General features: G+C 75.1%; 22 protein-coding genes and 1 pseudogene. 11 read left to right on the top strand and 12 right to left on the bottom strand.

The genetic code is table 11. The annotated features are described in order from the left end of the window. Positions 1-7: 7 nt before the first annotated feature. Positions 8-484 (bottom strand): hypothetical protein, encoded by a 477-nt coding sequence (locus ACFVVL_RS08560; protein ID WP_387672524.1) that lies wholly within the window; start codon positions 482-484, stop codon positions 8-10. Positions 485-716: 232 nt separating this feature from the next. On the opposite strand from ACFVVL_RS08560, the gene ACFVVL_RS08565 reads away from it, so the two are divergent. The 4 genes from ACFVVL_RS08565 to ACFVVL_RS08580 are packed head-to-tail and all read left to right on the top strand — an operon-like array spanning position 717 to position 6,582. Further along, positions 717-1,928, top strand: coding sequence for a CaiB/BaiF CoA transferase family protein (locus ACFVVL_RS08565; RefSeq protein WP_387672527.1), 1,212 nt, complete (start codon positions 717-719; stop codon positions 1,926-1,928). A gap of 27 nt (positions 1,929-1,955) precedes the next feature. Further along, positions 1,956-3,098, top strand: coding sequence for an acyl-CoA dehydrogenase family protein (locus ACFVVL_RS08570; protein WP_387672530.1), 1,143 nt, complete (start codon positions 1,956-1,958; stop codon positions 3,096-3,098). Positions 3,099-3,149: 51 nt separating this feature from the next. Further along, positions 3,150-4,364, top strand: a complete 1,215-nt coding sequence (locus tag ACFVVL_RS08575) for an acetyl-CoA C-acetyltransferase (RefSeq protein ID WP_387672533.1) — start codon at positions 3,150-3,152, stop codon at positions 4,362-4,364. A gap of 40 nt (positions 4,365-4,404) precedes the next feature. Next, a complete protein-coding gene (locus ACFVVL_RS08580; RefSeq protein WP_387672535.1) occupies positions 4,405-6,582 on the top strand; it encodes a 3-hydroxyacyl-CoA dehydrogenase NAD-binding domain-containing protein in 2,178 nt (725 codons plus the stop codon). Here ACFVVL_RS08580 and ACFVVL_RS08585 read toward each other — a convergent pair whose 3' ends face one another. The 3 genes from ACFVVL_RS08585 to ACFVVL_RS08595 all read right to left on the bottom strand — a co-directional run bounded on the left by ACFVVL_RS08585 (position 6,583) and on the right by ACFVVL_RS08595 (position 9,527). After that, positions 6,583-7,332 carry a MerR family transcriptional regulator gene (locus tag ACFVVL_RS08585; protein ID WP_380294653.1) on the bottom strand — a complete coding sequence of 250 codons (750 nt, stop codon included), beginning with the start codon at positions 7,330-7,332 and terminating at the stop codon, positions 6,583-6,585. Positions 7,333-7,467: 135 nt separating this feature from the next. Beyond that, the gene (locus ACFVVL_RS08590) at positions 7,468-8,502 is read right to left on the bottom strand and encodes an isopenicillin N synthase family dioxygenase (protein WP_380294654.1); all 1,035 of its coding nucleotides are present in this window, start codon (positions 8,500-8,502) and stop codon (positions 7,468-7,470) included. A 233-nt stretch (positions 8,503-8,735) separates the two neighbouring features. Then, positions 8,736-9,527, bottom strand: coding sequence for a MerR family transcriptional regulator (locus ACFVVL_RS08595; RefSeq protein ID WP_387672539.1), 792 nt, complete (start codon positions 9,525-9,527; stop codon positions 8,736-8,738). A 139-nt stretch (positions 9,528-9,666) separates the two neighbouring features. Here ACFVVL_RS08595 and ACFVVL_RS08600 point away from each other — a divergent pair, with 139 nt between their 5' ends. Continuing rightward, positions 9,667-10,101 carry an SgcJ/EcaC family oxidoreductase gene (locus ACFVVL_RS08600; protein ID WP_387672542.1) on the top strand — a complete coding sequence of 145 codons (435 nt, stop codon included), beginning with the start codon at positions 9,667-9,669 and terminating at the stop codon, positions 10,099-10,101. A gap of 7 nt (positions 10,102-10,108) precedes the next feature. Here ACFVVL_RS08600 and ACFVVL_RS08605 read toward each other — a convergent pair whose 3' ends face one another. The 3 genes from ACFVVL_RS08605 to ACFVVL_RS08615 all read right to left on the bottom strand — a co-directional run bounded on the left by ACFVVL_RS08605 (position 10,109) and on the right by ACFVVL_RS08615 (position 13,866). Next, positions 10,109-11,128: an acetamidase/formamidase family protein gene (locus tag ACFVVL_RS08605; protein ID WP_387672545.1), complete on the bottom strand. Its 1,020-nt coding sequence runs from the start codon at positions 11,126-11,128 to the stop codon at positions 10,109-10,111. Continuing rightward, a complete protein-coding gene (locus tag ACFVVL_RS08610) occupies positions 11,125-12,582 on the bottom strand; it encodes an APC family permease (RefSeq protein ID WP_387672548.1) in 1,458 nt (485 codons plus the stop codon). Before ACFVVL_RS08610 ends, ACFVVL_RS08605 begins: the two co-directional genes overlap by 4 nt. Before the next feature lie 168 nt (positions 12,583-12,750). Then, a complete protein-coding gene (locus ACFVVL_RS08615; RefSeq protein WP_387672551.1) occupies positions 12,751-13,866 on the bottom strand; it encodes an ABC transporter substrate-binding protein in 1,116 nt (371 codons plus the stop codon). A 99-nt stretch (positions 13,867-13,965) separates the two neighbouring features. On the opposite strand from ACFVVL_RS08615, the gene ACFVVL_RS08620 reads away from it, so the two are divergent. Further along, positions 13,966-14,412, top strand: a complete 447-nt coding sequence (locus ACFVVL_RS08620; protein WP_387672553.1) for a MarR family winged helix-turn-helix transcriptional regulator — start codon at positions 13,966-13,968, stop codon at positions 14,410-14,412. Between the two features lie 116 nt (positions 14,413-14,528). On the opposite strand, the gene ACFVVL_RS08625 is transcribed toward ACFVVL_RS08620, so the two are convergent. Beyond that, positions 14,529-15,089, bottom strand: a complete 561-nt coding sequence (locus ACFVVL_RS08625; RefSeq protein ID WP_380297699.1) for an NAD(P)H-dependent oxidoreductase — start codon at positions 15,087-15,089, stop codon at positions 14,529-14,531. Between the two features lie 103 nt (positions 15,090-15,192). Here ACFVVL_RS08625 and ACFVVL_RS08630 point away from each other — a divergent pair. Then, positions 15,193-16,086: pseudogene (locus ACFVVL_RS08630) on the top strand (helix-turn-helix transcriptional regulator); the annotation flags it as partial. On the opposite strand, the gene ACFVVL_RS08635 reads toward ACFVVL_RS08630, so the two are convergent. Then, positions 16,065-17,021, bottom strand: coding sequence for an oxygenase MpaB family protein (locus tag ACFVVL_RS08635; RefSeq protein WP_387672557.1), 957 nt, complete (start codon positions 17,019-17,021; stop codon positions 16,065-16,067). The pseudogene ACFVVL_RS08630 and the gene ACFVVL_RS08635 overlap by 22 nt on opposite strands. Positions 17,022-17,188: 167 nt before the next feature. Here ACFVVL_RS08635 and ACFVVL_RS08640 point away from each other — a divergent pair, with 167 nt between their 5' ends. Together ACFVVL_RS08640 and ACFVVL_RS08645 are read left to right on the top strand one after the other, a co-directional pair. After that, positions 17,189-17,587, top strand: coding sequence for a YciI family protein (locus ACFVVL_RS08640; RefSeq protein WP_387672560.1), 399 nt, complete (start codon positions 17,189-17,191; stop codon positions 17,585-17,587). An 81-nt stretch (positions 17,588-17,668) separates the two neighbouring features. Continuing rightward, positions 17,669-18,502, top strand: coding sequence for a class I SAM-dependent methyltransferase (locus tag ACFVVL_RS08645; protein ID WP_387672563.1), 834 nt, complete (start codon positions 17,669-17,671; stop codon positions 18,500-18,502). A 26-nt stretch (positions 18,503-18,528) separates the two neighbouring features. Here ACFVVL_RS08645 and ACFVVL_RS08650 read toward each other — a convergent pair whose 3' ends face one another. Next, a complete protein-coding gene (locus ACFVVL_RS08650; RefSeq protein WP_380297691.1) occupies positions 18,529-18,942 on the bottom strand; it encodes a DUF3224 domain-containing protein in 414 nt (137 codons plus the stop codon). Between the two features lie 119 nt (positions 18,943-19,061). On the opposite strand from ACFVVL_RS08650, the gene ACFVVL_RS08655 reads away from it, so the two are divergent. Next, positions 19,062-20,042 carry a helix-turn-helix transcriptional regulator gene (locus ACFVVL_RS08655; protein WP_387672566.1) on the top strand — a complete coding sequence of 327 codons (981 nt, stop codon included), beginning with the start codon at positions 19,062-19,064 and terminating at the stop codon, positions 20,040-20,042. Between the two features lie 44 nt (positions 20,043-20,086). Here ACFVVL_RS08655 and ACFVVL_RS08660 read toward each other — a convergent pair whose 3' ends face one another. Further along, positions 20,087-20,734, bottom strand: coding sequence for a DinB family protein (locus tag ACFVVL_RS08660; RefSeq protein ID WP_387672569.1), 648 nt, complete (start codon positions 20,732-20,734; stop codon positions 20,087-20,089). Positions 20,735-20,800: 66 nt separating this feature from the next. Beyond that, positions 20,801-21,232: a carboxymuconolactone decarboxylase family protein gene (locus ACFVVL_RS08665; protein WP_380297687.1), complete on the bottom strand. Its 432-nt coding sequence runs from the start codon at positions 21,230-21,232 to the stop codon at positions 20,801-20,803. Positions 21,233-21,416: 184 nt separating this feature from the next. Between ACFVVL_RS08665 and ACFVVL_RS08670 the strand changes: the two genes are divergently transcribed. Then, complete coding sequence (locus tag ACFVVL_RS08670; protein ID WP_387672572.1) at positions 21,417-24,428, top strand: BTAD domain-containing putative transcriptional regulator; 3,012 nt, start codon at positions 21,417-21,419, stop codon at positions 24,426-24,428. The last annotated feature ends 7 nt before the right edge of the window (positions 24,429-24,435 follow it).

A 24,435-nucleotide genomic window follows, 5' to 3' on the forward strand; every position in this document is an offset into this window, starting at 1 on the left:
CGGCGGCTCAGCGGCCGGGGCGGCCGAGCCGGCCGGCGATGGACGTCTCGTTGGCCTGGTAGGCGCGCTGGGTGGCGTCCAGGTTGTCGGCGGTGCCGGTCAGCTTGTCGTGCAGGGTCTTGCACTGCTGGAGCCAGCGCTCGGTGGAGCCGGTGAGCGCGCCGCCGAAGGCGAAGCCGCGGATCCTCCCGGCGGCGGTGGAGGCGTGCTCGGCGAGGTTGTTGCCGCCCTTGCCGTTGGCCTTGTCGAGGTCGGCGGCGATCTGCCGGGCGATGCCGGCCGAGGCGTTGAGCTCGTAGGGGCGGTCCAGCCGGGTGGTGGTGCCGCCCGGGTTCACGCCGGGGGAGGGCGACGGCACCGGGCCCGGCGTGGCGGCGGGCGTGCCCGCGGCGGGGGCCGGGGTGGGCGTCGGCCGGGGCGTGGGGGCGGCGAACGGCGAGGTACTGGGCGCGACCGGCCCGGTGGTGAACCCTGGGTAGACCATGTGCGGCTGCTCTTCCTTCCTCCGGATCCGACGGGAGGTCAGCAGCCCCCCGCCGGGGACGACGGTACCGGGCTGTCCGTAGACGTACCGAGGCACCCTCCGCGAGCGTCGCCGCGCGGCGTGCGCCGGGGGCCGCGGCACAGGCGGAGAGGTCTTGTTACTGAACGGTCGCTTCCCTATCATCGCGAGTGTGACAGCTTTACTGTCAGACTTCCTCGACCCCGGAGGGGCAGTGGCGTCCGAACAGGGCAGGGCCGGTGGCGGGCGCGGCGAGCGCGGCGGACCGCTGGCCGGCGTGCGCGTGGTGGAGCTCGCCGGGATCGGCCCGGGGCCGTTCGCCGCGATGCTGCTGGGCGACCTCGGCGCCGACGTCGTCCGGGTCGACCGGCCCGAACCCTCGCCGCTGGGCATCGACCCGGCCCACGACGTCGCGGGCCGCAACAAGCGCTCGGTGGTCGTCGACCTCAAGGCCCCGGGCGGGTCGGGCCTGGTGCTCGACCTGGCCGCCCGCGCCGACCTGCTGATCGAGGGCTACCGGCCCGGCGTCGCCGAGCGCCTCGGGGTCGGGCCCGAGGCCTGCCTGGCCCGCAACCCCGCGCTGGTGTACGGGCGGATGACCGGCTGGGGCCAGGACGGGCCGCTGGCCGCCCGGGCCGGGCACGACCTCGGGTACGCGGCGGTCTCGGGTGCGCTCGGCCTGGTCGCCCCCGCCCCCGCCCCCGACGCCGACGCCCCGGGTGCCCCGGGCGCCGCCGAGGGGCCGCCCGGCATCCCCGCCAACCTGCTCGGCGACTACGCCGGGGGCTCGCTCTACCTGGTCGTCGGCCTGCTCGCCGCCCTGCACCACGCCCGCGCCACCGGAGCCGGCCAGGTCGTCGACGCCGCCGTCGTCGACGGCGCCGCCCACCTCACCGCCGTCCTCCAGGGCCTGCTGGCGGGCGGGCGGTGGCAGGACCGCCGCGGAGTGAACCTGCTGGACGGCGGCGCGCCGTTCTACGCCGTCTACCCGGCCGCCGACGGCGGCCACCTTGCGGTGGGCGCCCTGGAGCCGCAGTTCTACGCCGAGTTCGCCCGGCTGCTGGAGCTCGGCCCGGACGCCCCCGGCCAGTGGGACACCGCCCGCTGGCCCGAGCTGCGGGCCGCGATCGCCGCGCGCTTCGCCACCCGCCCGCGCGCCGCCTGGGAGGCCGTCTTCGCGGGCTCCGACGCCTGCGTGGAGCCGGTGCTGACGATGCGTCAGGCCCATCGCCATCCGCATCTGGTGAGCCGGGGGACGTACGTCGAGGCGGACGGCGTCACCCAGCCCGCCCCCGCCCCGCGGTTCTCCGCCACCCCCGGCGCGCTGCGCCGCCCGCCCGCCCGGCCGGGCGCCGACGCCGCCGAGGTGGCCGCCGACTGGGGCGTGCCCGGGCTGGACCCGCCGGCCGCGCCGCCGACCGCCTGAACTCCCCACCCCGCCAAGGAGCCTGCCGTGCAACGCGACCTCTTCACCGACGAGCACGAGGACTTCCGGGTCACCGTCCGGTCCTTCCTCGCCAAGGAGGTGCTACCGCACTACGACCGCTGGGAGCAGGCCGGCATCGTCGACCGCGCGGCCTGGCTGGCCGCCGGCCGGCAGGGCCTGCTCGGCCTCGCCGTCCCCGAGGAGTACGGCGGCGGTGGCACCGCCGACTTCCGCTACGCCGTCGTGCTGGCCGAGGAGTTCGCCCGGGCCGGCGCCTCCGGACTGGCGCTCGGCCTGCATAACGACATCATCGGCCCCTACCTCACCTCGCTCGCCACCGAGGAGCAGAAGCGCCGCTGGCTGCCCGGGTTCTGCACCGGTGAGCTGATCACCGCGATCGCGATGACCGAGCCCGGCACCGGCTCCGACCTCCAGGGCATCCGCACCCGGGCGGTCGACCGGGGGGACCACTTCCTGCTCGACGGCGCCAAGACGTTCATCTCCAACGGCATCCTCGCCGACCTGGTCGTCGTGGTCGCCCGCACCACCGCCGAGGGCGGCGCGCACGGTCTCAGCCTGCTGGTCGTCGAGCGCGGCACGCCCGGCTTCGAGCGCGGCCGCAACCTCGACAAGATCGGCCAGAAGGCCCAGGACACCGCCGAGTTGTTCTTCCGGGACGTCCGCGTCCCGAAGGAGAACCTGCTCGGCGAGCTCAACCAGGGCTTCCTGTACCTGATGCGCAACCTCGCGCAGGAGCGGCTCACCATCGCCGCCTCCGCGATCGCCGGCGCCGAGCACCTGGTCGAGCTCACCACCGCCTACGTCAAGCAGCGCGAGGCGTTCGGCCGGCCGCTGGCCAAGCTCCAGCACGTCCGCTTCGAGATCGCTGAACTGGCCACCGAGTGCGCGGTCACCCGCACCTTCGTCGACCGCTGCATCACCGAGCACAACCGCTTCGCGCTCACCCCGGCGGACGCCTCGATGGCCAAGTGGTGGGCCACCGAGCTGCAGAAGCGCACCGCCGACCGCTGTCTCCAGCTCCACGGCGGCTACGGCTACATGGCCGAGTACCCGGTCGCCCGGGCGTTCACCGACGGCCGCATCCAGACCATCTACGGCGGCACCACCGAGATCATGAAGGAGATCGTGGGCCGCTCCCTCCTCGACTGATCCCCACCACCCGGCTCCGCCGTCACCCCCCGCCCCGAAAGGCTCCCCACCGTGACCACCGAAGCGTACGTCTACGACGCGATCCGAACCCCGCGCGGCCGGGGCAAGGCCACCGGCTCCCTGCACGGCACCAAGCCGATCGACCTGGTCGTCGGCCTGATCCACGAGATCCGCCGCCGCTTCCCGGACCTCGACCCGGCGGCGATCGACGACATCGTGCTCGGCGTGGTCAGCCCGGTCGGCGACCAGGGCTCCGACATCGCCCGGATCGCCGCCATCGCCGCCGGCCTGCCGGACACCGTCGCCGGCGTCCAGGAGAACCGCTTCTGCGCCTCCGGCCTGGAGGCCGTCAACCTGGCCGCCGCCAAGGTCCGTTCCGGCTGGGAGGACCTCGTCCTGGCCGGCGGCGTCGAGTCGATGTCCCGGGTGAAGATGGCCTCGGACGGCGGTGCCTGGTTCGCCGACCCGATGACGGCCTACGAGACCAACTTCGTGCCGCAGGGCATCGGCGCCGACCTCATCGCCACCATCGAGGGCTTCTCGCGCACCGACGTCGACGCGTTCGCCGCCGAGTCCCAGGCCCGCGCCGCCAAGGCCCAGGCCGACGGCCTGTTCGACCGCTCGGTGGTCCCGGTCCGCGACCGCAACGGCCTGGTGGTGCTGGAGCGCGACGAGTTCATCCGCCCCGGCACCACCGTGGAGACGCTCGCCGGCCTCAAGCCCTCCTTCGCCGCGATCGGCGAGGCCGGCGGCTTCGACGCCGTCGCCCTGCAGAAGTACCACTGGGTGGAGGCGATCGACCACGTCCACCACGCCGGCAACTCCTCCGGCATCGTCGACGGCGCCGCGCTGGTCGCCATCGGCAACCGCGAGACCGGCGAGCGCTACGGGCTGCGGCCGCGCGCCCGGATCGTCTCCGCCGCCGTCTCCGGCTCCGAGCCGACCATCATGCTCACCGGCCCGGCACCCGCCACCCGCAAGGCGCTCGCGAAGGCCGGGCTGACCGCCGCCGACATCGACCTGGTCGAGATCAACGAGGCCTTCGCCGCCGTCGCGCTGCGCTTCGTCCGCGAGATGGGCTTCTCCCCGGAGCAGGTGAACGTCAACGGCGGCGCGATTGCCCTCGGCCACCCGCTCGGCGCCACCGGCGCGATGCTGATCGGCACCCTCGTCGACGAGCTGGAGCGGCGCGAGCTGCGCTACGGCCTGGCCACCCTCTGCGTGGGCGGCGGCATGGGCATCGCCACCGTCGTCGAGCGCGTCTGACCCCCGTCCTCCTCCCCACCTCCTCCGGAGACCCGAACCCATGAGCGACACCACCACCATCCGCTGGGAGCAGGACCGGGACGGCGTGGTCACCCTCGTCCTCGACGACCCCGCCCAGTCCGTCAACACCATGAACGAGGCGTTCACCGCCGACTTCGAGGCCGTCGTCGCCCGCCTGGCCGGCCTCGCCGCCGCCGGCGAGCTGCGCGGCGTGGTCGTCACCTCCGCCAAGAAGACCTTCTTCGCCGGCGGCGACCTGCGGATGCTCTCCGCCGCCCGCCCCGAGGACGCCGCCGCCGTCTTCGAGAAGTCGATGCGGATCAAGCGCGCCCTGCGCACCCTGGAGACCCTCGGCCGGCCGGTCGTCGCCGCGGTCAACGGCAGCGCGCTCGGCGGCGGCCTGGAGCTGGCCCTCGCCTGCCACCACCGGATCGCCCTGAACACCCCCGCGAGCCGGATCGGCCTGCCCGAGGTCACCCTCGGCCTGCTGCCCGGCGGCGGCGGAATCGTCCGCACCGTCCGGCTGTTCGGCATCACCGACGCCCTGCTGAAGTTCCTGCTGCAGGGCCGCCAGTACCGCCCGGCGCAGGCCCTCGAACACGGCCTGGTGCACGAACTCGTCGACACCCCCGAGGAGTTGTCGGCCCGGGCGCGGGACTGGATCGAGGCGAACCCGTCCCCCGTCCAGCCCTGGGACGTCAAGGGCCACAAGATCCCCGGCGGCACCCCCAGCACCCCGGCCTTCGCCGCCAACCTGCCCGCCTTCCCCGCCAACCTGCGCAAGCAACTGGCCGGCGCCCCCTACCCGGCGCCGCGCAACGTGCTCGCCGCCGCCGTCGAGAGCGCCCAGGTGGACATCGACACCGCGATGGTGATCGAGGCGCGCTACTTCACCGAGCTGGCCTGCGGACAGACCGGCAAGAACATGATCCAGGCGCTCTTCTTCGACCTCCAGGCCGTCAACTCCGGCGCCGGACGGCCCGCTGCGGTGGAGAAGCGGACGGTCCGCAAGGTCGCGGTGCTCGGCGCCGGGATGATGGGCGCCGGCATCGCCCACGTCTGCGCCGAGGCCGGCATCGAGGTGCTGCTCAAGGACGTCACCGTGGAGGCCGCCGAGCGCGGAAAGGCCTACTCCGAGGGCCTGCTGGCGAAGGCGGTGGCGCGCGGGCGGCGCACCGGGGCGCAGCGCGACGAACTGCTCGCCCGGATCACCCCCACCGCCGAGGCCGCCGACCTGGCCGGCTGCGACGTGGTCATCGAGGCGGTCTTCGAGGACCCCGAGCTGAAGCACAAGGTGTTCCAGGAGATCGAGGGCGTCGTCGCCCCCGACGCCCTGCTCTGCTCCAACACCTCCACCCTGCCGATCGGCCTGCTCGCCGAGGGCGTGCAGCGCTCCGCCGACTTCATCGGCCTGCACTTCTTCTCGCCGGTCGACAGGATGCGGCTGGTGGAGATCATCCGCGGCCCGCGGACCGGGGACGAGGCGCTGGCCCGGGCCTTCGACCTGGTCCGGCAGATCAACAGGACGCCGATCGTCGTCAACGACTCGCGCGGCTTCTTCACCTCGCGGGTGATCGGCCAGTTCATCAACGAGGGCGTCGCCATGATCGGCGAGGGCGTCGAGCCGGCCAGCGTCGAGCAGGCCGCCGCCCAGGCCGGCTACCCGGCCAAGGTGCTCTCGCTGCTCGACGAGCTGACCCTCACCCTGCCGCGCAGGATCCGCAACGAGTACCGGCGCGCCGTCGAGGCGGCCGGCGGCGAGTGGACCGCCCACCCGGCGGACGCGGTGGTGGACCGGATGGTCGACGAGTTCGGCCGCCCCGGCCGCAGCGGCGGCGCCGGCTTCTACGAGTACGACGAGAACGGGGTGCGCGGCCGCCTCTGGCCGGGCCTGCGCGAGCACTTCACCCGCGCGGACGCCGCCGTCCCGTTCGAGGACCTCAAGGAGCGGATGCTGTTCAGCGAGGCGCTGGACTCGGTGCGCTGCCTGGAGGAGGGCGTGCTCACCTCGGTCGCGGACGCCAACGTCGGCTCCATCCTCGGCATCGGCTTCCCGGCCTGGACCGGCGGCGTGCTCCAGTACATCAACGGCTACCCGGGCGGCCCGGCCGGCTTCGCGGCCCGTGCCCGCGAACTCGCCGCCGCGTACGGGGAGCGGTTCGCGCCGCCCGCCCTGCTGGAGCGGATCGCCGCCGAGGGCCGCACCTTCACCGACTGATCACCGCTCGGGCGGGGCGGCCCGCCGCTCCTGCGCGGCCGCCCCGCCCGGCCCCGCGTCCAGCTCCTCCCGCAGCGACTTCTGGAACGCGGTGACCAGCGCCTGCGCCACCATCGGCCGGATGTGGTCGGTGAGCGCCTTCATCCGCTCCACGTCGTCCGGCGCCGGCTCGCTCTCCCGGTACGGCTTCCACACCGTCTCCCGGAACAGCCGCTGCAACTCCCGCGCCGTCGCCCGGCTGTGCTCCACCACCACCGCCCGTGCCGCCACCAGCGTCTCCAGCGGGATCGGCACGTCCAGGATCCGCACGCCCAGCGGCAGCAGCCCCGGGTCCACCCGGAACACCTCCGGGTCCGCCGTCCGCTCCAGCGCCCCCATCGCGGCCAGCCGGTCCACCTGCTCCTCCGACAGCCGCCGCCCGGCCCGCCGCTCCACCTCCGCCCGGCCCGCCTCCTCCGGCACCTCCGGCGTCCACGACGCCACCAGCGCCCGGTGGATCGCCAGGTCCAACGGTGTGGTGCCCTGCGGCAGCCGTGCCAGGTACCGCTCGATCGCGGCCAGCGTCAGCCCCTGCCGCTGCAGCTCCTCGATCAGCCCCAGCCGGTCCAGGTGTTCCGCCCCGTACCACCCCACCCGCCGCGCCCCCAGCACCGGCGGCGGCAGCAGCCCCTTCGTCCCGTAGAACCGCACCGTCCGCACCGTCACCCCCGCCCGCGCCGCCAACTCGTCCACCGTCAGCCGCACCTCCACCCCCGCCTCCCGCCGCGTCGCACCACCACTGTGACACCGCCAGTGTGACACCGCTGTCCCACCGGGTCCACGCGCCGGACGCGCAAGGGCCCGCGCTCCGGTGAGGAGCGCGGGCCCGGGTGCGCTGCCGTGGGCTCAGGCGGCGAGGTCGGGGTGGTGGCGGCGGGTGACTTCGGGGTGGGCGCGGGTGTAGCCCTTCCACTCGTTGAAGCCGAAGTCGGCGTAGAGGGGGTTGGCGGGGTCCTGGGTGGCGCCGGGGGCGTGGTGGGCGAGGGGGAAGTCCAGCGGCTCGATGTGGGCGTCGAGGCGGGGGTTGTAGAAGAACGGGACGGAGAAGCGCTCGCGGGCGCCGGGCGGGCTGACCACGCGGTGGCTGGTCGCCTTGAGGTAGCCGTCGGTGGCGACCTCCAGGAGTTCGCCGAGGTTGACGACGAAGGCGCCCTCCAGGGGCGGGACGTCCAGGAAGGAGCCGTCCGGGCGCTCCACCTGGAGGCCGCCGACGGTGTCCTGGAGGAGCAGGGTGATGAAGCCGTAGTCCTTGTGCGCGCCCACGCCCTGGGCGGCGCCGTCGGGGGCGGTGCCCGGGTAGCGGACCAGCTTGAGCCGCAGGTGGGGCCGGCCCGCGAAGGCGGGGTCGTAGAAGTCGGGGCGGGCGCCGATCGAGGCGAGGAGTTCGTGCAGCAGCGTGCGGGCCACCGCGCCGAGCCGGTCGATCCAGGCCAGGGCGGCGTCGCGCAGCTCGGGGAGGGCGGCGGGCCACTGGTTGGGGCCCTCCAGCCACCAGTACGGGGGCTCGCCGGGGGCGGGCACGTGCGGGGGCCGTTCGGCGCCGATGTCGAGCTGGTCGCGCCAGTCCCGGCTGCCGCCGGTGCGCTCGTCACCGGTGCGGGTGTAGCCGCGGTAGTGCGGGGAGTGCAGGTTGGCGACGGCGAGGCGGTCGGCCTCGGGGAGGGCGAAGAAGGCGCGGGTGGCTTCGGTCAGGGCGGTCGTCTCGGCCGGGGTGACCCCGTGGCCGACGAGCTGGAAGAAGCCGACGCCGGTGGCCGCGGTCCGCAGTTCGTCGTGCAGGCGGGTGCGGTCCGCCGGGCTGCCGCCGGCGAGCGAGAGGTCGATCACCGGGAGGGCGTCGGCGGGGGCGTCGGCGGGGCTGGTGGGGTGCTGCTGCGTCATGGGGACATCCGCTGGGTCTCGTCCCGGCCGGCTCCGGTGGTGGACCGGGGACGCCGGGGACGCGCCTGGTGCGGCGGGTGTGCCCGGGCCGGGAGGGGGGGACGCGGCCGCTGCGGGCCGCGCTGAGGGTGAGGGGTACGAGGGTCAGCCGGAGCGTCGACAGGACATGCTGGTCACGCGGAGCAGGTCCACGTGGCGACGGCGAACGAGAAGGAGCACCCCACCAGCCTAGGTCACCCGTTCGGGTGCGGGTGTGCGAATGCGTCCGGCAGCGTCGCCGTGAACGCCTCGATCGCGTCCCGCTGGTACTCGGCCAGCCCCGGGGCGATCGCCTCGTACGCCGCCCGCCACGGCCCGTTCTCCACGCAGCCGCGCCCCATCGCCCGGAATTCCGCGGCGGACACCGGCTGGACGGCGGTGAGCGCGCGGTACTGCCCGGCGACCCGGGCCCGCACCTCCTCGGCGCCGGCCGGCAGCCCGGCGGCCATCAGCTCGGCGAGCCCGATCATCAGCGCGGTGCGCTCGCGCTGCCCCGCCTCGACCTCCTCCGGCGTCATCGCCGCCACGGCCCGCCCGGCGGCCTCGGCCAGCTCCGGGAACGCGCGCAGCTCCTCTTCGTAGTCGGCGGGCCGGACCCCTTCGAACAGGTTCTCCGGCCGGTTGATCTCGGTCATCGGCGTACCGTCCTTCCTGGATCGCTCCAGATCGGTGATCGTGCGGGCGACGGTCGCGGCCAGCTCGTCGAGGCGGTCGCGCTCGGTGAGCAGCCGGCGGTGATGGCCGCGCAGCGCCTCCAGCTCGTCCACCTGGGCGGCCAGGACGCGGCCGATCTCGGACAGCCCCAGGCCGAGCGCCCGCAGCACGAGGATCTGCTGGAGCCGCAGCAGCTCCGGTTCCCCGTAGTAGCGGTGTCCGTTGGCGCCGGTCCGGGCGGGCGGCAGCAGCGCGATCTCGTCGTAGTGCCGCAGCGTCCGGGCCGTCACCCGGGACATCCGGGCGACCTCCTCGATCGGCCAGCCGGCCATCCGCTCTCCCCTCACGTGTTCCACCGGGCCGGTCCCTCCGGCCCCGCTCACGACGGTAGGGGCTGCCGCTGCGGCAACCTCAAGCCCGCGGGGCGCCCGGCCTTGACCTCAACCGGACTTGAGATTCCACCATGGCTGCATGAACCCCATCACGAACGCCCTCATGAACGCCGGGTCCGTCGAGGCCGAGATCGCCGCCGTCCAGCAGGTGGTCGCCACCGTCCAGCACGCGCAGGTCAACGAGCTGACCGAGGAGTTCATCGGCCTGTTCCGCGAGGACGCGATCTGGACCACCGGGCACGGCCTGCTGCTGCGCGGGCGGGAGGAGATCGCCGAGTTCACCCGCAAGGTGCTGCCCGGGAGCTTCGCCGGCAGCGGCAGCACGGCCACCTACGAGGTGGTGCACGTGCTCTTCCTCCGCCCCGACGTCGCCGCCGTCAAGGTGCGCCAGCGCTACCTCGACGGCGACGGCGGGCAGATCGGGGAGGAGGGCAGCCCGCTGTACGTCATGGTGAAGGAGGACGGCCGGTGGCTGCTCACCGCCAATCAGAACACCGTTGTGCAGGGAACCTGATCCCTCTTCAACGCCCCCGCAGGTAGGTCGCGGCGATCTCCCGGAGCCGGTCGTGCAGGCCGTCGTAGGCCCGGGTGCGGCCGAGGACGGACTTCGGCAGCTTGGCGACCATCGTGTAGTTGGTGTCGCACACGTTGGCCGCGGGGGCCAGGCCGGCCTGGCTGACCAGCTGGTAGGCGTCCAGGGTGTCCAGGCCGAGCAGTTCGCCGCTCCAGCGGACGAGGTCGTGCTGGCTGATCCGGAAGGCGTCCTCCAGGGGCCGGGCCGAGCCGGTGGAGATCAGGTGGTGGTCGCTCTCCAGTCGGGGCCAGGCCGGTCCGCCGCCCTTGATCAGGTCGACCACCACCGTGGTGCGCATCGCGGTCTCGACCGCCGTCCCGCAGACCTCGCCCTCGCCCTGGCGGGCGTGGCCGTCGCCGATGGCGAGCAGCCCGCCGGGCACGTTGACGCCGAAGTAGGCGGTGGTGCCGGCCCGCATCTCGGGGGTGTCGAGGTTGCCGCCGTGCGCGCCGGGGGTGATCGACATCAGGGTCTCGCCGCCGGCCGGGGCGACGCCGACCGTGCCGTGCATCGGGTCCAGCCGGAGTTCGGTGGTGAAGTCGCTGTTGCGGGCCCGGAACCGGCAGACACCGGCCGCGACGTCCAGCTCGTACACCCAGACCCGCTCCTCCAGCGGGGCGTGCAGCATCGCCGTGCTGTGGGTGGCGGTGAGCGCACCGAAGTGCGGGAAGGTGCTGGAGATGCCCCAGTCGCGGGCCGGGGTGATCTCCACGAAGTGCACGGCCAGGGTGTCGCCGGGTTCGGCGCCGGCCACCGCGATGGGTCCGGTGACCGGGTTGAGGTACGGGAACTCGCAGACCGCGCTCGGCAGGTCGGCGAAGCCGCGGACCCGGCCGCCGAAGCAGTCCTCGGTGGTCAGTTCGACGATCGTGCCGGGCCGGACGGTCACCAGCGGTTCGCGTCCGCCGAAGGTGTAGGCGTACTCGTCGGGCTCGGGCGAGAGGGAGACGACGTCGGGCAGGCTCACGGGTTCTCCTTGCCGGGGGCGGAAGCGGGGGCGGAAGCGGCGTCGGGTGCGGTGTCGGGCGTGGCGTCGGCGGCCACCGCCGCCAGGTTCGGGCGGCGGCCGGAGAGCAGCAGCCCGGTCAGGACGAGTCCGCCGATCGCCAGCCAGACGAAGCCGAGCCGCTGGGCGGCGATGTCCGCGTTCACGACCACGTACGCGAGGATCGCGAACCCGATCACCGGGGCGATGAGGTGGCGCCACCAGTCGCGGCTGCGGCGGCGGAACACGTAGTGCACCACGACGGACACGTGCAGGACGAGGAAGGTGGTCAGCGCGCCGAAGTTGACCAGGGTGGACAGCAGGGTGATGCCGTCCTCGCGCGAGGCGGTGTAGAGGCCGAGGACGAGCGAGACGCCCGCCGTCAGCAGGGTCGCGTTCACCGGGACGCGGTGGCGCGGGTGGACCTTGGCGAGGAACGCGGGCAGCTGGCGGTCGCGGGCCATCGCGAACAGCAGCCGCGAGGTGGCCGCCTGGGCGACCAGGGAGTTGGCGAAGCCCCAGGCCACGGCGGTCGCGGCGGCGGTGACGGTGGCGAGCCAGCCCCCGGCGGCGACGCGGGCCGCGTCGTAGAAGGCGGTGCCGTCGGGGTCGCCGTCGGCGATCAGCGCGTCCGGGTCCGGGACGAGCAGCGAGGCGATCCAGGTCTGTGCGATGAACAGCGAGCCGGCCAGCACCAGCGCGGCGATCATCGAGCGGCCGATGGCCTTGGTGGAGTCCTGGTTCTCCTCGGAGAGGGTGGAGATGCCGTCGAAGCCGAGGAAGCTCAGCACCGCGATCGACACCGCGCCGAAGACCAGGCTCCAGGAGAAGGTCTGCGAGTTGTAGACCGGCGTGAAGTCGAAGCCGCGGCCCTTGCCGGAGGCCAGCGCGGCCACGCCGAAGGCGATGAACACCACCAGCACCACGAGCTCGCCGATCAGCATCGCCTTGTTGACCTTGGAGGTCATCTCGACGCCGAAGTAGTTGACGGCGGTGTTCAGCAGCACGAAGCCGACCAGCCAGAGCCACACCGGCACCGCCGGGACCAGCGAGTTCATCGCCACGCCGGCGATCAGGTAGAGCAGGCCGGGCACGAGCACGTAGTCCAGCAGGATCATCCAGCCGGACAGGAAGCCGACCGGCGCCGCGATGCCGCGACCGGCGTAGGTGTAGACCGAGCCGGCCATCGGGAAGGCCCGGGACATCTGCGCGTAGGAGAGGGCGGTGAACATCATCGCCACCATCCCGAGCACGTAGGCCAGGGCGACCATGCCGCCCGAGCCCTGGAAGACGCTGCCGAAGATGCCGAAGGGGGCGATCGGCACCATGAAGACCAGGCCGTAGACCAGCAGGTCGGTGAAGCGCAGGGAGCGGCGCAGTTCCTGCTTGTAGCCGTAGCTCTCGATGCCGGCGGGGGAGGGGGGTGCTTCGGGCATGTGGGGGCTCTCTTCCGTGACGACCCGTGCTGGGGCGACCCGAGGTGGTGGGGAGACACTAGAGCCCGCTATTTCCAAATGGAAGGGTTTTGTGGATCGCGTCCGCATGCCGAACACCGGATCGCGGTGCCGGAGCGTCCCCGGGCCGGTCCCGGCCCGGCCGGCGCCCTACGACAGGACGGTGAACCCGAGCCCCTCCGCCCGCGCCAGGTGCACCCCGTCCCGGGCCGGCCCCAGCGGCGCCCGCGCCCACGCCCGCCGCACCGCCGCGCCGTCCCCGCGCAGCAGCCGCGCCGCTGCCCGTCCCAGCCCGTCGTCCGCGACCAGCTCCCCGTTCACCGCCAGCGCCGCCAGCAGGTGCAGCCCGTCGTACAACCCGACCGCGTAGGCGTCCAGCACCGGCGCGTACGGCCCGAACACCGCCCGGTGCTGCTCCGCCAGCCGCACCCGCCGCTCCTCCGTGAGGGACGCGAACGACGGCATCGAGGCGTACAGCGTGCCGGTGCCGTCCCCGCCGTACGCGAGCAGGCCGTTCTCCTCCAGCGCCCCGGACAGCCGCACCAGCCGGCGGTCCAGGCCGCTGCGGCGCAGCGCCCGCTTGAAGCGCACCAGGTCGGCGCCGATCAGGCTCAGCAGCAGCGCGTCCGCCCGCTCGGCGCGCAGCGCGTCCAGCAGCGGCTCCAGCGCCCGCTCCGCCGTCCCGAACGGCAGGTGCCGCTCCAGCACCACCCGCGCCCCGGCCCGGGCCACCGCCGCCCCGGCCGCCCGGTGCATCGCGTGCGGCCAGATGTAGTCGTTGCCGACCAGCGCCCAGCGGCGCAGCCGGTGCTGTTCGGTGAGCCGCTCCACCGCGCCCGCCAGCTGCCGCGCCGGGTCCGCCCCGGTGCAGAACACGCCCGGCAAGCGGTTGCCGCCCTCGTGCGGCGGCGTGTACACGTACGCGGTCCGCCCGGTGGTCACCGTCTCCACGGCCCGGTGCACATCGCTGGAGTGGCAGCCCGCCACCGCGTCCACCGCCCCGGCGTCCAGCAGCAGCGCCACCTCCCGGGCCACCGCCGCCGGAGTGCCGCCGCCGTCCACCAGCACCAGCTCCAGCGGCAGTCCGCGCACCCCGCCGCCCGCGTTCACCTCGTGCGCGGCCAGCAGCGCTCCGTCCAGGGCCGACGGCCCGGTCAGGCCGAGCGGCCCGGACTGCGGCACGACCAGGCCCACCCGCAGCGCCGGCGCCTCCCGGGGGAGGTACCGCGCGTCGAGCGGCTCCAGCAGCTTCACATCGGCGCTCATCGCTTGCGAGTATCGTCATGGCCAGCCGATCCGGCCAAACGAGGGCGTGGCGCCCAGGACCGGTGACCAGGACCAGCGACGGGGAAAAGAGACACGGCCATGACACCACCAGCCACCACCCCCGACGCCGTCGCCACCGACCGGCCCCTGCTGATCGAGCTGCTCACCATCGCCCAGCGCCGCCTCGCCCGCGACCTCGCCGGCCGCCTGGAGGCCGAGGGCTGCACCCTCGACCAGTGGCGCGTGATGCGCGCCCTCACCGAGGGCACCGGCCGCTCGATGGGTGAACTCGCCCAGGCCCTGGTCATCCCGCAGGCCAGCCTCAGCCGGATCGTCGACGCCCTCACCGAGGCCGGCTGGGTCTACCGCCGCCAGGACGAGCAGGACCGCCGCCGCATCACCGCGCACCTCTCCCGGCTCGGCCACGCCCGCCTCGCCCGCCTCGACGCCCTCGCCGCCGCCCACGACGCCGCCGTCCGCACCGCGTGCGGCAGCCACGACCCGGGCCCGCTGCTGCGCCACCTCACCGGCGCGGCCCTCGCGTAGGGCGCGGCGGCCGGGGCGCGTGCGGGCCGGGCCGGGGGCGGCGCACCGCAGTGCCCGCCGTCCCGGCCGGCCCCCGCGCGGCCGGGACGGCGGAGTCCGCGGGCGGCCCCGGCGGGTCAGCCGGCGGCCAGCAGCTCCCGGTAGCGGTCCGCGTGGCCGGCGAGCTCGGGGTCGCTCAGGGCGCGGGCGTCCTGGACGGCGAACGGCGGCCGGTAGTCCATCCCGACGAGGTTGGCGGTGGCGGCGTAGGGGAGGAGCAGGTCCGGCAGCGCCCGGTGGGCCCTCCCGCCCGGGCGGTACGCGGCGGCGGGACCGCCCGTCGAGGTGGCCACCCGCAGCGACCTGCCGCGCAGGGCCTCGCCGCCGGGGCCGTAGGCGAAGCCCTCCGTGAGCACCTCGTCCAGCCACTCCTTCAGCAGCGGCGGCGAGGAGTACCACTGCAGCGGGAACTGGAACACCACGTGGTCGTGGGCGGCGAGCAGCTTCTGCTCGAACCCGGCGTCGACCGGCGTCGCCGGGGCGTCCGCCCGCCGGGAGCGCGGATAGGCGGCGTACAGGTCGTGGACGGTGACGGACGGGACGCTCCGGGCGGCCCGGGCCAGTGCCGCGTTGACCCGGGAGGCCGCCAGATCGGGGTGGGCGAGCAGGACGAGGGTGCGGGTGTCGTCGGTGGTCATGACGAGCAGCCTGCGCCGGACACCGTCCGGCTGCCAGGCATCCGCTGTGCCTACACCCCGCAGGTGCAGGCAACACCCGTGCGCCCGGGGGAGACTGGGCGTCATGACCCCATCGCAGGACGCCCCGGCGCCCCACCGCGAACTCGGCGCCTTCCTCCGCTCCCGGCGGGCCGGACTGCGCCCGGAGGACGTCGGGCTGCCGACGTTCGGTGGCCGGCGCCGCGTCCCCGGGCTGCGCCGCGAGGAGCTGGCGCAGCTGGCCGGGGTGAGCGCCGGGTACTACACGCGGCTCGAACAGGGGCTGAGCCCGAACGCCTCGGACGCCGTCCTGGACGCGGTCGCCCGGGTGCTGCGCCTGGACGCCACCGAACGCGCCCACCTCTACGCGCTGGCCCGTCCGGTGCCCCGGCCGCGGCACTGCACACTGCGCCCCGAGCGGGTGCGCCCGTCGGTGCGGGTGCTGGTCGACTCGCTCGGCTGCGCCCCGGTGCTGGTGATCGGGCGGTTCTTCGACGTCCTGGCCTGGAACCCGCTCGCCCACGCGCTGCTGGCCGGACACCTCGACCCGGCCGCCCCGGACCGCCCCGCCGACCGGCCCAACCTCGCCCGGCTGCTGTTCCTCGACCCGCACCTGCGCGAGCTGTTCGAGGACTGGCCGAGCAAGGCCCGCACCGCGGTGGCCGATCTGCGGATGATCGCCGGCCGCTACCCGGGTGCGCCGGGGCTGGCCGCCCTGGTCGGTGAACTGAGCCTGGCGAGCGAGGAGTTCGCACAGCTGTGGGCCACCCACTCGGTGCTCTGCAACGGCACCGACCACCGGGTGTACCGGCACCCGCTGGTCGGCCGGCTGGAGCTGACCACCGAGTACCTGGTGCTGCCGAAGGACGAGGGGCAGCGGGTGGCCGTGTACACGGCCGAGCCGGGTTCGCCCTCCGAGGCGGGGCTGCGGCTGCTGGCCGGCCTGACCGCCGCGCCTCAGCCGCCGTCCCCGTCCACGCCCCGGGCCCCGTCCCCGGCCCGGCCCCCGTCCACGGACGCCGGGGCGTGCGGGAACGGGCAGCCGCCGGAGGAGGAACCCTCGCCCTCGAACGTCCCCAGGTCGCTGATCCGGTAGCCGTGGGGATAGCCGGGGTAGCTGCGCACCTGCCGGCCGTCCCGGCCGAGGTGCGGCCTGCGGCGCGGCGGCAGCAGCCGCACGAAGCGCCCGCGCAGCCGCATCCCCGCGCGCACGGCGCCGCGCACCGCGGCCGGCGGGGCGGGGTAGCCGAAGGCCTCGCGCAGCGGGTCGTCGAGCAGGCAGACCGAGGAGAGCCGCATCGCCGGCCGCACCGGCAGCGGGTACCAGGAGGCCATCAGGCCGAGCGTCGCGTCGGAGACCGCCCGGCCGGCCGGGTCGAAGGCGAAGTGCTCGCGCTCGTAGTCGTCGAGCAGCCGCTCGAACTCCTCGTACGTCTCCGGGATGCCGCTCAGGCCCATGTGCCGGCCCAGCTCGCGGTAGTAGTTGACCGCCGCCCGGATCTCGTGCGGGGAGAGGCGGCGCCAGCCGTAGTCGTCCATCCACCGCTTGGGCGTCACCACGAACGTCGCGAGCACGTACCGGAAGTCGTCGTTCGAGATGTCGTACCGGCGGTGCATCCGGTTCATCCGGCGGATCGCCTCCCGCCCCCGGGAGGAGTCGAAGCCGTGCTCGACCACCGCCTCCAGGATCAGCAGGGTGTCGTCGTACCGCTTCTGGGTGCGACCGGTGAACTCGCCGGTGCGGGCGAGCAGCCGGCCGATGCCGGGCACGGCGTAGGTGCGGTAGAGCGCGAAGCCGAGTGACTGGATGTAGTCCCAGGGGAACTCGTACCAGCTGCTGATCCGGTAGATCTCGGTGAACTGCGTCTCCGGGTCCATCCGCTGAATCGTCTTCAGCCAGTCGTATCGCTGCACGGATCCCGACCCTAGGCGCGTGGTCGGCGCCGGGTCAACGACGCCGCTCCCGGGGGCGCGCGGGCGCAGCCGCTACGTTCTTGCCGCGGACGGCGCCGGGGATGTCGAGATCGCGCGGCCGGCTCCGACCCCTCCGTGAAAGCCCAGGACGAACGAGGAGCGCAACGATGAAGTACATGCTGCTGATGCAGTTCAGCTCGAAGGACCTCGACATCCCGAAGGTCGAGGAGTGGCCGGTCGAGGACGTCCGGGTGCACGTCCAGTACATGCGGGACCTCAACGCCGAGCTCCGCGGCACCGGCGAACTCGTCGACGCCCAGGGCCTGGCCGGGCCGGAGACCGCCCGGATCGTGCGCGCCGGCGGCGGCGTGCCGGTGGTCAGCGACGGCCCCTTCGCGGAGACCAAGGAGTGGCTGGCCGGCTGGTGGATCGTGGACTGCGCCGACGAGCCGCGCGCGATCGGGATCGCGGCCGAGGTCTCCGCCGCCCCCGGCCCGGGCGGCAGGCCCCTCGACATGCCGGTCGAGGTGCGCCGGATCATGTCCGAGCCGCCCGTCGAGGTCTGAACGCCGGCCCCTGCCCGCCCGGGCCGTCCGCCCACAGCGATCAGCCGACTGCGCCCGGCCCGGGTGGGCAGGTACTCGGCCATGACCTCCTCCACCGCCCCCGCCCTCCCGGACTTCTCCGGTGAGGTGGCCGCCTACTACGCCGAGTACCGCCGCGGCTGTCCGCCGGCCGTCTTCGACACCCTCGTCCGCGCCTTCGGCCTGGACGCCCACCCCGGCATCGGCGACCTCGCGCTCGACCTCGGCTGCGGCACCGGCCAGCTCGCCCTGCCGCTCGCCGCCCGGGTCCGGACCGTCATCGGTCTGGACCCGGAACCGGACATGCTCCGCGGGGCCCGGGCCGCCGCCGACCGGGCCGGCGTGCGCAACGCGCTGTGGCTGCTCGGCACCGACGCGGACGTCCCCGTCCTCGCGGACCTGCTGCCCGGCGACCGCCCGCTCGGCGTCACCGTGATCGGCAACGCCCTGCACTGGATGCGCTCCGAGGAGCTCTTCCGGGCCCTGCGCCCCCGCACCCGTGCGGGCGGCGGGGTCGCCGTGATCGCCAACGGCACACCGGTCTGGGCCCAGGACACCGACTGGTCGCAGGCCCTGCGCGGCGCGCTGGAGGAGCACTTCGGCCGCCCGGTCACCGCCTCCTGCGGCACCGGCGCGGCCGAACGCGAGCGCTACGCCGCCGAGCTGGCGGCGGCCGGCTTCACGGACGTGCGGGAGACGGTGATCGCGTACGAGGACGCCCTCACCCCCGACCGGCTCCTGGGCACCCTCTACTCCGCGATCCCCGCCCCGCAGCTCCCCTCCGACGCCGACCGGCCGGCCTTCGCCGCCCGGCTGCTCGCCGCCCTCCCCGCCCCGCCCACCGCCGCCGGCTACCCGGAGGAGGTCCGGATCTCCCTGCTCACCGGCCGCGCCTAGGATGCGCCCTCGAACCCCGGGGCGGCTCAGCCGAGCTCGTAGCCGAAGGTGAACGGGACGGGCGACTCGCCGGGGCGGTAGTGGTAGCCGCCGGTGCCGCGCAGGCCGGTGAGCTCGCCGGTGGCGCTGCCGGGGACCACCTCGAAGGTGCAGCGGACGGTGCCGTCCTCCTCGAAGGTGCCGCGCTCCTCCACGACGAATCCCCCGGCGCGGCCGTCCAGCCGGCCGGTGAACCGCTGCAGGCCGGTGAAGCCGCCGGTGTTCGCGGTGGCGTAGACGAGGACGTACTCGCAGACGGTCGCGGCCGCCTCGATGCCGCCGGTGAAGGTGTTGACGACGGAGGCCCGGGCCAGCCGGGGCAGGGTCTCCGCCGGCCCGATCGGGGTCTCCGTCCAGTCGGTGTAGCCGAAGCCGCCGGTGACGGTGGTGGATGCGTTCATGGTCGTCCTCAGGGTGGTGCCTCCGGGCCGGCGCGCGGCGGGTGTGCCGTGCGCCCGGTGATCACTCTGGCGCCCGTACCTGACACCTTCTGTCAGGTACGGGCGCCAGAATGAGGGGCATGCGCGCCGACCGGCTCCTCGCCCTGCTGCTCCTGCTCCAGAACCGCGGCCGGATGACCGCCGGGGAACTCGCGGCCGAGCTGGAGGTGTCGGTCCGCACCGTCTACCGGGACGTCGAGGCGCTGGCCGCGTCCGGGGTGCCGGTGACCGCCGACCGGGGCCCCGAGGGCGGCTACCGGCTGATGGACGGCTACCGCACCCGGCTCACCGGCCTCACCGACGCCGAGGCCGACGCGCTGTTCCTCACCGGCGCCCCGGGGCCGGCCCGCGACCTCGGGCTCGGCGCGGTGCTGACCACCGCCCAGCTCAAGCTCCAGGCGGCGCTGCCCGCCGAACTCGCCGACCGCACCCGCCGCGTCCAGGACCGCTTCCACCTCGACGCCCCGGCATGGTTCCGCGACGCCGACCCGGTCACCCATCTGGCCCCGGTGGCGCGGGCGGTCTGGGAGCAGCGGGTACTGCGCGTCCACTACCGCCGCTGGCGCGGCGAGGTGCACCGGGAACTGCACCCGCTGGGCCTCGTCCTCAAGGGCGGCATCTGGTACCTGGTCGCCGGTGCGGCGGCCGCCGGCGACCCCGAGCAGGCCGTCCGCACCTACCGGGTCTCCCGGCTGCTCGCCGTCGAGGTCGCCGAGGAGGCCTTCGAGCGCCCCGCCGGCTTCGACCTGGCCGCCCACTGGGCCGAGACCGCCCGCCGGCTGACCGCCGCCCTCCACCGGCAGACCGCCCGGCTGCGGGTCTCCCCGCAGGCCCGGAAGCTGCTCCCGATGCAGTTCGGCGCCGCCGGTGCCCGGGCCGTGGCCGCCGCCGGGCCGCCCGGGGCCGACGGGTGGGTGGAGGTGGACCTCGCCGTCGAGAACACGGCGGTGGCCGTCGGGGACCTCCTGCGGCTCGGCCCGGAGGCCGTGGTGCTCGGCCCGCCCGACCTGCGCGCGGCCGTCGCGGACGCCGCCACCGCCGTCGCCCGCCACTACGCCTGAGCGGGCGACCGCCCGAGCGGGCACCTGCGCCCCCGAGCGGGCACCTACGCCTGGGCGGACCGTTGCGCCTGGGCGGACTGCTGCGCCGGGGCCGGCCGCGAGGCCCCGGCCGCCTGCCGGGCGGCGTCCTCGACGCGGGCCAGGTGACCGGCCCACCAGGCCGCGTCGCCGGGCGCGGTGTTCTCCCCGCCCTGCCGCTGGCCGGTCCTGCCGTCGACGAGTTCGCGGACGATGTCGGCGTGTCCGGCGTGCCGCTGGGTCTCGGCGGTCATGTGGACGAGGCCGTGGTGCAGCGTCACCTCGCTGCGCCGGCCCCACGGCACCCGGCCGACCGCGTCCAGCGGCAGCGCGGCGATCGTGGCGTCGGCGTGCGCCTGGGCCGCGCGGTAATGGTCGACGATCTGCTCCCGGCTCTCCTCCGGGGTGGCCCAGAAGTCGGAGTTGGGCTCGGCGTCCCCGGTGATCCACGGCCGGGGTGCGTCGAACGGCCGCCCGAAGGTCTCCCCGAAGTACAGGGCCTCCGCCGCCGTCATGTGCTTGACGAGCCCCAGCAGATTGGTCCCGGTCGGCGTCAGCGGCCGGCGGATGTCGTACTCGGAGAGTCCTTCGAGCTTCCAGAGCAGGGCGTCCCGGGCGTCCTGCAGATAGACGAGCAGGTCCTTCTTGAACGCTTCGAGCGTCTCATCGGTCATACCGGCCAGTCTGCCGCCGCCGTTCCCGTCGTTCACCGGCTTTTCCGGCCCGGGAGCGCGGCGCGCTCACCGCCCCTCCACGGGCAGCAGGCCGCGCTCGCCGAAGACCTTCTTGGCGACGAAGGTGGCGTTCAGGGCCTTGGGGAAGCCGCAGTACGCGGCGGAGTGCAGCAGGACCTCGGTGATCTCGGCGGGCGTGAGGCCGACGTTGAGGGCGGCGTTGAGGTGCACGTCGAGCTGCGGTTCGCAGCCGCCGAGTGCGGTGAGCATGCCCAGGGTGACCAACTGCCGGTCGCGAGGCGGCAGTCCGGGCCGGCTGTAGATCTCGCCGAAGCCCCAGGCGACCACCTGGTGGGCGAGTTCGGGGTGGATGTCGGCGAGTGCGTCGATCACCCGCTGCCCGGCCTCGCCGTCGACGGAGGTGAGCACGGCCAGCCCCCGCTCGAATCGCTCCTCGCGCGTGGTGGCGGCGCTGTCGCTGCTGCTGTCCGTGCTCATGGGGTTCTCCGTTCCCGGGTCGTCCGCGGTGCGTCGTGCCGTCGAAGCTATGAGGTGGAGTCCACTCGAAGTCAAGCATCGCCGCGGCGGCCCGGCGGCGCCGTTCCGCCCGAGCTGAGCAGCGGGAATGCCGGTGGTTATCATGCGGACGGGGGAGTTGTGCGGACACGGGGGGAGTCGATCGGTGGACCGGGAGGCGTGGTCGGGAGGGCTGCGGTTCGAGGTGCTGGGGCCGGTGCGCGGCGTGCGGGACGGGGTGGAGCTGGCGCTCGGATCGCCGCAGCAGCAGGGCCTGCTGCTCGCCCTGCTGTTCCGGGCGGGCCGGCAGGTGTCGGGCGCCCAGCTGATCGACGACCTGTGGGGCGAGGACCCGCCGGCCAGCGCACACGGCGTCATCCGCACCTATGTGCACCGGCTGCGCCGGATCCTCGGACCGGACGTGCTGACCTCGCTCGGCGGCGGCTACCTGCTGGTGGCCGGGCCCGACGGCCTGGACACCGCCCGGTGCGAGACGCTGCTGGCCCGGGCGCGGACGCTGCGCGCCGAGGGGCGGCCCGCGCAGGCGGCGGCCGTGCTGCGGACGGCGCTGGCGCTCTGGCGCGGCGAGCCGATGTCCGGGGTGCCCGGGCCCTACGTGCAGCGCCAGCGCCGGGAGTGGGAGGAGCGCCGGCTCGCCGTCCTGGAGTCCTGCCTGGAGGCGGAGGTCGAGGGCGGCCGGTGGGCGGAGTCGGTCGCCGAACTGGCGGCCCTGGCCGAGGAGCACCCGCTGCGCGAACGGCTCTCGGAGCTGCTGATGCTCGCGCTCTACCGCTCCGGGCGGCAGGCCGACGCGCTGGAGGTGTACCGGGCGGCGGACCGCCGGCTGCGCACCGAGCTGGGCGTCGGCGCCGGCCCGGGACTGCGCGATCTGCAGGGGCGGATCCTCGCGGCGGACGAGACCCTGGCGGCGCCCGGGCCGGAGCCGTCGGCGCAGCCCCTGCCGCCGGCCGACCCGGAACCGGCCGCCCTGCTCCGGCCCGACCAACTCCCCGCCGCCGTCGCCGACTTCACCGGCCGGTCGGCCGAGGTGGCGGCGCTGCGGGCCGCCCTGCGGCAGCCGGGCTGCGTGCCCGTGGCGGCGGTCGCGGGCATGGGCGGAGTCGGCAAGACCGCGCTCGCCCTGCACGTCGCGCACGGTCTCGCCGAGGAGTTCCCGGACGGCCGGCTCTACCTCGACCTGCACGGTGCGGACGGCCGCCCGGCCCGCCCCGAGGAGGCGCTGGCGGTCTTCCTGCGCTCCCTCGGCGTCCCCGGCGAGGCGATCCCGGCCGGACCGGCCGAACGGGCGGCCTGCTACCGGTCGTTGCTCGCGGGGCGGCGGGTCCTGGTGCTGCTCGACAACGCGCGCGACGCCGAGCAGGTCCGGCCGCTGCTCCCGGGCGGCGCGGGCTGCGCCGTCCTGGTCACCAGCCGGACCCGGATCGGCGCGCTGCCCAACGCCCGCTTCACCGAACTGCCGGTGCTGCCCGCCGAGGAGGCGGTCACCCTGCTGACCCGGGTGGTGGGCGCCGAACGGGTGGCGGCGGAGGATGCTTCGGCCCGTGAACTCGTCCGGCTCTGCGGTCAGTTGCCGCTGGCGGTCCGGATCCTCGCGGCCCGGCTGGCCTGCCGCCCGGGCTGGAGCGTCGCCCGGCTGGTGGAGCAACTGGGCGGCGAGCGCTACCGGTTGGACGCGCTGCGCAGCGGGGATCTCGCGGTCGACTCGTCGTTCCGCTTCGGGTACGACCTGCTGGACGCCGAACAGGCCCGCGCCTTCCGGCTGTTGGCCGTCCCCGAGGTGCCGGACCTGTCGGCGGCGCAGGTGGCGGCGGTCCTGGACCGGCCGGGGCCGGACGCCGAGGCGCTGGCCGAGTCCCTGGTGGACTGCTCGATGCTGGAGGTCGCGGCGAGCCCCGACCGCTACCGCTACCACGATCTGCTGCGGGCCTTCGCCCAGCGGGTCGACCGGCCCGGCCCGGACGGTGCCGACGGTCCGGGCAGCCCTGACGGCCCGGACAGCCCGGACGGCCCTGACGGCCCGGACGGTCGTGCGGAGGCCGACGACGAGCGGGCGGCCGCGCTGGCCCGGCTGGTGGAGCACCACCACGCCGGGGTGACGGCCGCGCTCCGGTCGCCCGCGGCACCGGCCGCCTCCCCGGCGGTCGGGGACTACGTGGCCGTCGGGGCCCTGGTGCGCCAGTGCGCGACGCTCCCGGGCCGGTCCCCGGGGGCGGCGCCCGGCCTCGACCGGATCGCCGAACTCCTGCTGGGCGCATGTCTGTCGGCGGACTCCGGGCACGCCACCCGGCCGCTCGGCCACGCCGCCAACGCCCTGCTGCACGCCGCCCTGCGGGAGGGCGGCCGGACGGCGGAGGCCCGGGCGCGCCTGGTGCTCGGCCGGCTGCTGGCCGAGGTCGGCTCCGCGTCCTCGGCCCTCACCGAACTGCTCCGGGCCCGCGACCTGTGCACCGCGCACGGACTGCCGCAGCCGCTGCTCGCCCTCGTGCACGGCTCGCTCGCCGCCTGCTTCGTCCAACTCGGCCGCCCGGACGAGGCGGTGGCCGGGTTCTCGGCCGCGGTCGCGGTCTGGCAGCGGGTCGGCGACCGGCGCGCCCTGGCCGCCGAACTGCTGGAGCTGGCGGGGGCGTTCGCCCGCCAGGGCCGGTTCGGCGCGGCGGGCCGGGTGGTCGACCAGTCCCTGGTGATCGGTCACGACCTGGCCGACCACGAGCTGGAGGCCCGGGCCCGGGACTCGCTCGGTTCGATCGCCCACGAGCTCGGCCGGTACGACCAGGCGGTCGCCCACCGGCGGGCGGCCCTCGCCCTGACCGGTCCGGAGGACCACCGGCGCACCGGCCGGATCCTGCTGCGCCTCGGCGAGTCGCTGCGCGCGGCCGGGCGCGCCCCGGAGGCGGCCGAGGCGGCGGAACGCGCGGTCGAGGCGCTGACCCTGGACGGGGACCACCGCGGCCGCGGCCTGGCCCTGGCCGCGCTCGGCGACGCGCTGGCGGACCGGCATCCGGACGACCCGGTCCGGGCCCGCGCCTGCTGGGCCGAGGCGCACGGCATCCTGGCCCCGATCGGCGCGCCGGAGGCCGAGCGCCTGGTGCCGCTGCTCGGCGACGGCCACCCGGCCGGGCCGACCCGGCGGTCCTGGCCCTCCTGGCTCCCGGCCTGACGAGCCC

Origin of the sequence: Kitasatospora sp. NPDC058115, from assembly GCF_042884635.1 — a bacterium.
Lineage (GTDB): Bacteria > Actinomycetota > Actinomycetes > Streptomycetales > Streptomycetaceae > Kitasatospora.

Excerpts from the sequence above, each read along its gene's own strand:
- ACFVVL_RS08650 (WP_380297691.1), bottom strand. The coding sequence starts at position 18,942 with ATGAACGCATCCACCACCGTCACCGGCGGCTTCGGCTACACCGACTGG.
- ACFVVL_RS08660 (WP_387672569.1), bottom strand. The coding sequence starts at position 20,734 with ATGACCGATGAGACGCTCGAAGCGTTCAAGAAGGACCTGCTCGTCTAT.
- ACFVVL_RS08595 (WP_387672539.1), bottom strand. The coding sequence starts at position 9,527 with ATGGCCGGCTGGCCGATCGAGGAGGTCGCCCGGATGTCCCGGGTGACG.
- ACFVVL_RS08610 (WP_387672548.1), bottom strand. The coding sequence starts at position 12,582 with ATGCCCGAAGCACCCCCCTCCCCCGCCGGCATCGAGAGCTACGGCTAC.
- ACFVVL_RS08590 (WP_380294654.1), bottom strand. The coding sequence starts at position 8,502 with ATGACGCAGCAGCACCCCACCAGCCCCGCCGACGCCCCCGCCGACGCC.
- ACFVVL_RS08655 (WP_387672566.1), top strand. The coding sequence starts at position 19,062 with ATGCGCGCCGACCGGCTCCTCGCCCTGCTGCTCCTGCTCCAGAACCGC.
- ACFVVL_RS08665 (WP_380297687.1), bottom strand. The coding sequence starts at position 21,232 with ATGAGCACGGACAGCAGCAGCGACAGCGCCGCCACCACGCGCGAGGAG.
- ACFVVL_RS08560 (WP_387672524.1), bottom strand. The coding sequence starts at position 484 with ATGGTCTACCCAGGGTTCACCACCGGGCCGGTCGCGCCCAGTACCTCG.
- ACFVVL_RS08625 (WP_380297699.1), bottom strand. The coding sequence starts at position 15,089 with ATGACCACCGACGACACCCGCACCCTCGTCCTGCTCGCCCACCCCGAT.
- ACFVVL_RS08640 (WP_387672560.1), top strand. The coding sequence starts at position 17,189 with ATGAAGTACATGCTGCTGATGCAGTTCAGCTCGAAGGACCTCGACATC.
- ACFVVL_RS08615 (WP_387672551.1), bottom strand. The coding sequence starts at position 13,866 with ATGAGCGCCGATGTGAAGCTGCTGGAGCCGCTCGACGCGCGGTACCTC.
- ACFVVL_RS08600 (WP_387672542.1), top strand. The coding sequence starts at position 9,667 with ATGAACCCCATCACGAACGCCCTCATGAACGCCGGGTCCGTCGAGGCC.
- ACFVVL_RS08620 (WP_387672553.1), top strand. The coding sequence starts at position 13,966 with ATGACACCACCAGCCACCACCCCCGACGCCGTCGCCACCGACCGGCCC.
- ACFVVL_RS08645 (WP_387672563.1), top strand. The coding sequence starts at position 17,669 with ATGACCTCCTCCACCGCCCCCGCCCTCCCGGACTTCTCCGGTGAGGTG.
- ACFVVL_RS08580 (WP_387672535.1), top strand. The coding sequence starts at position 4,405 with ATGAGCGACACCACCACCATCCGCTGGGAGCAGGACCGGGACGGCGTG.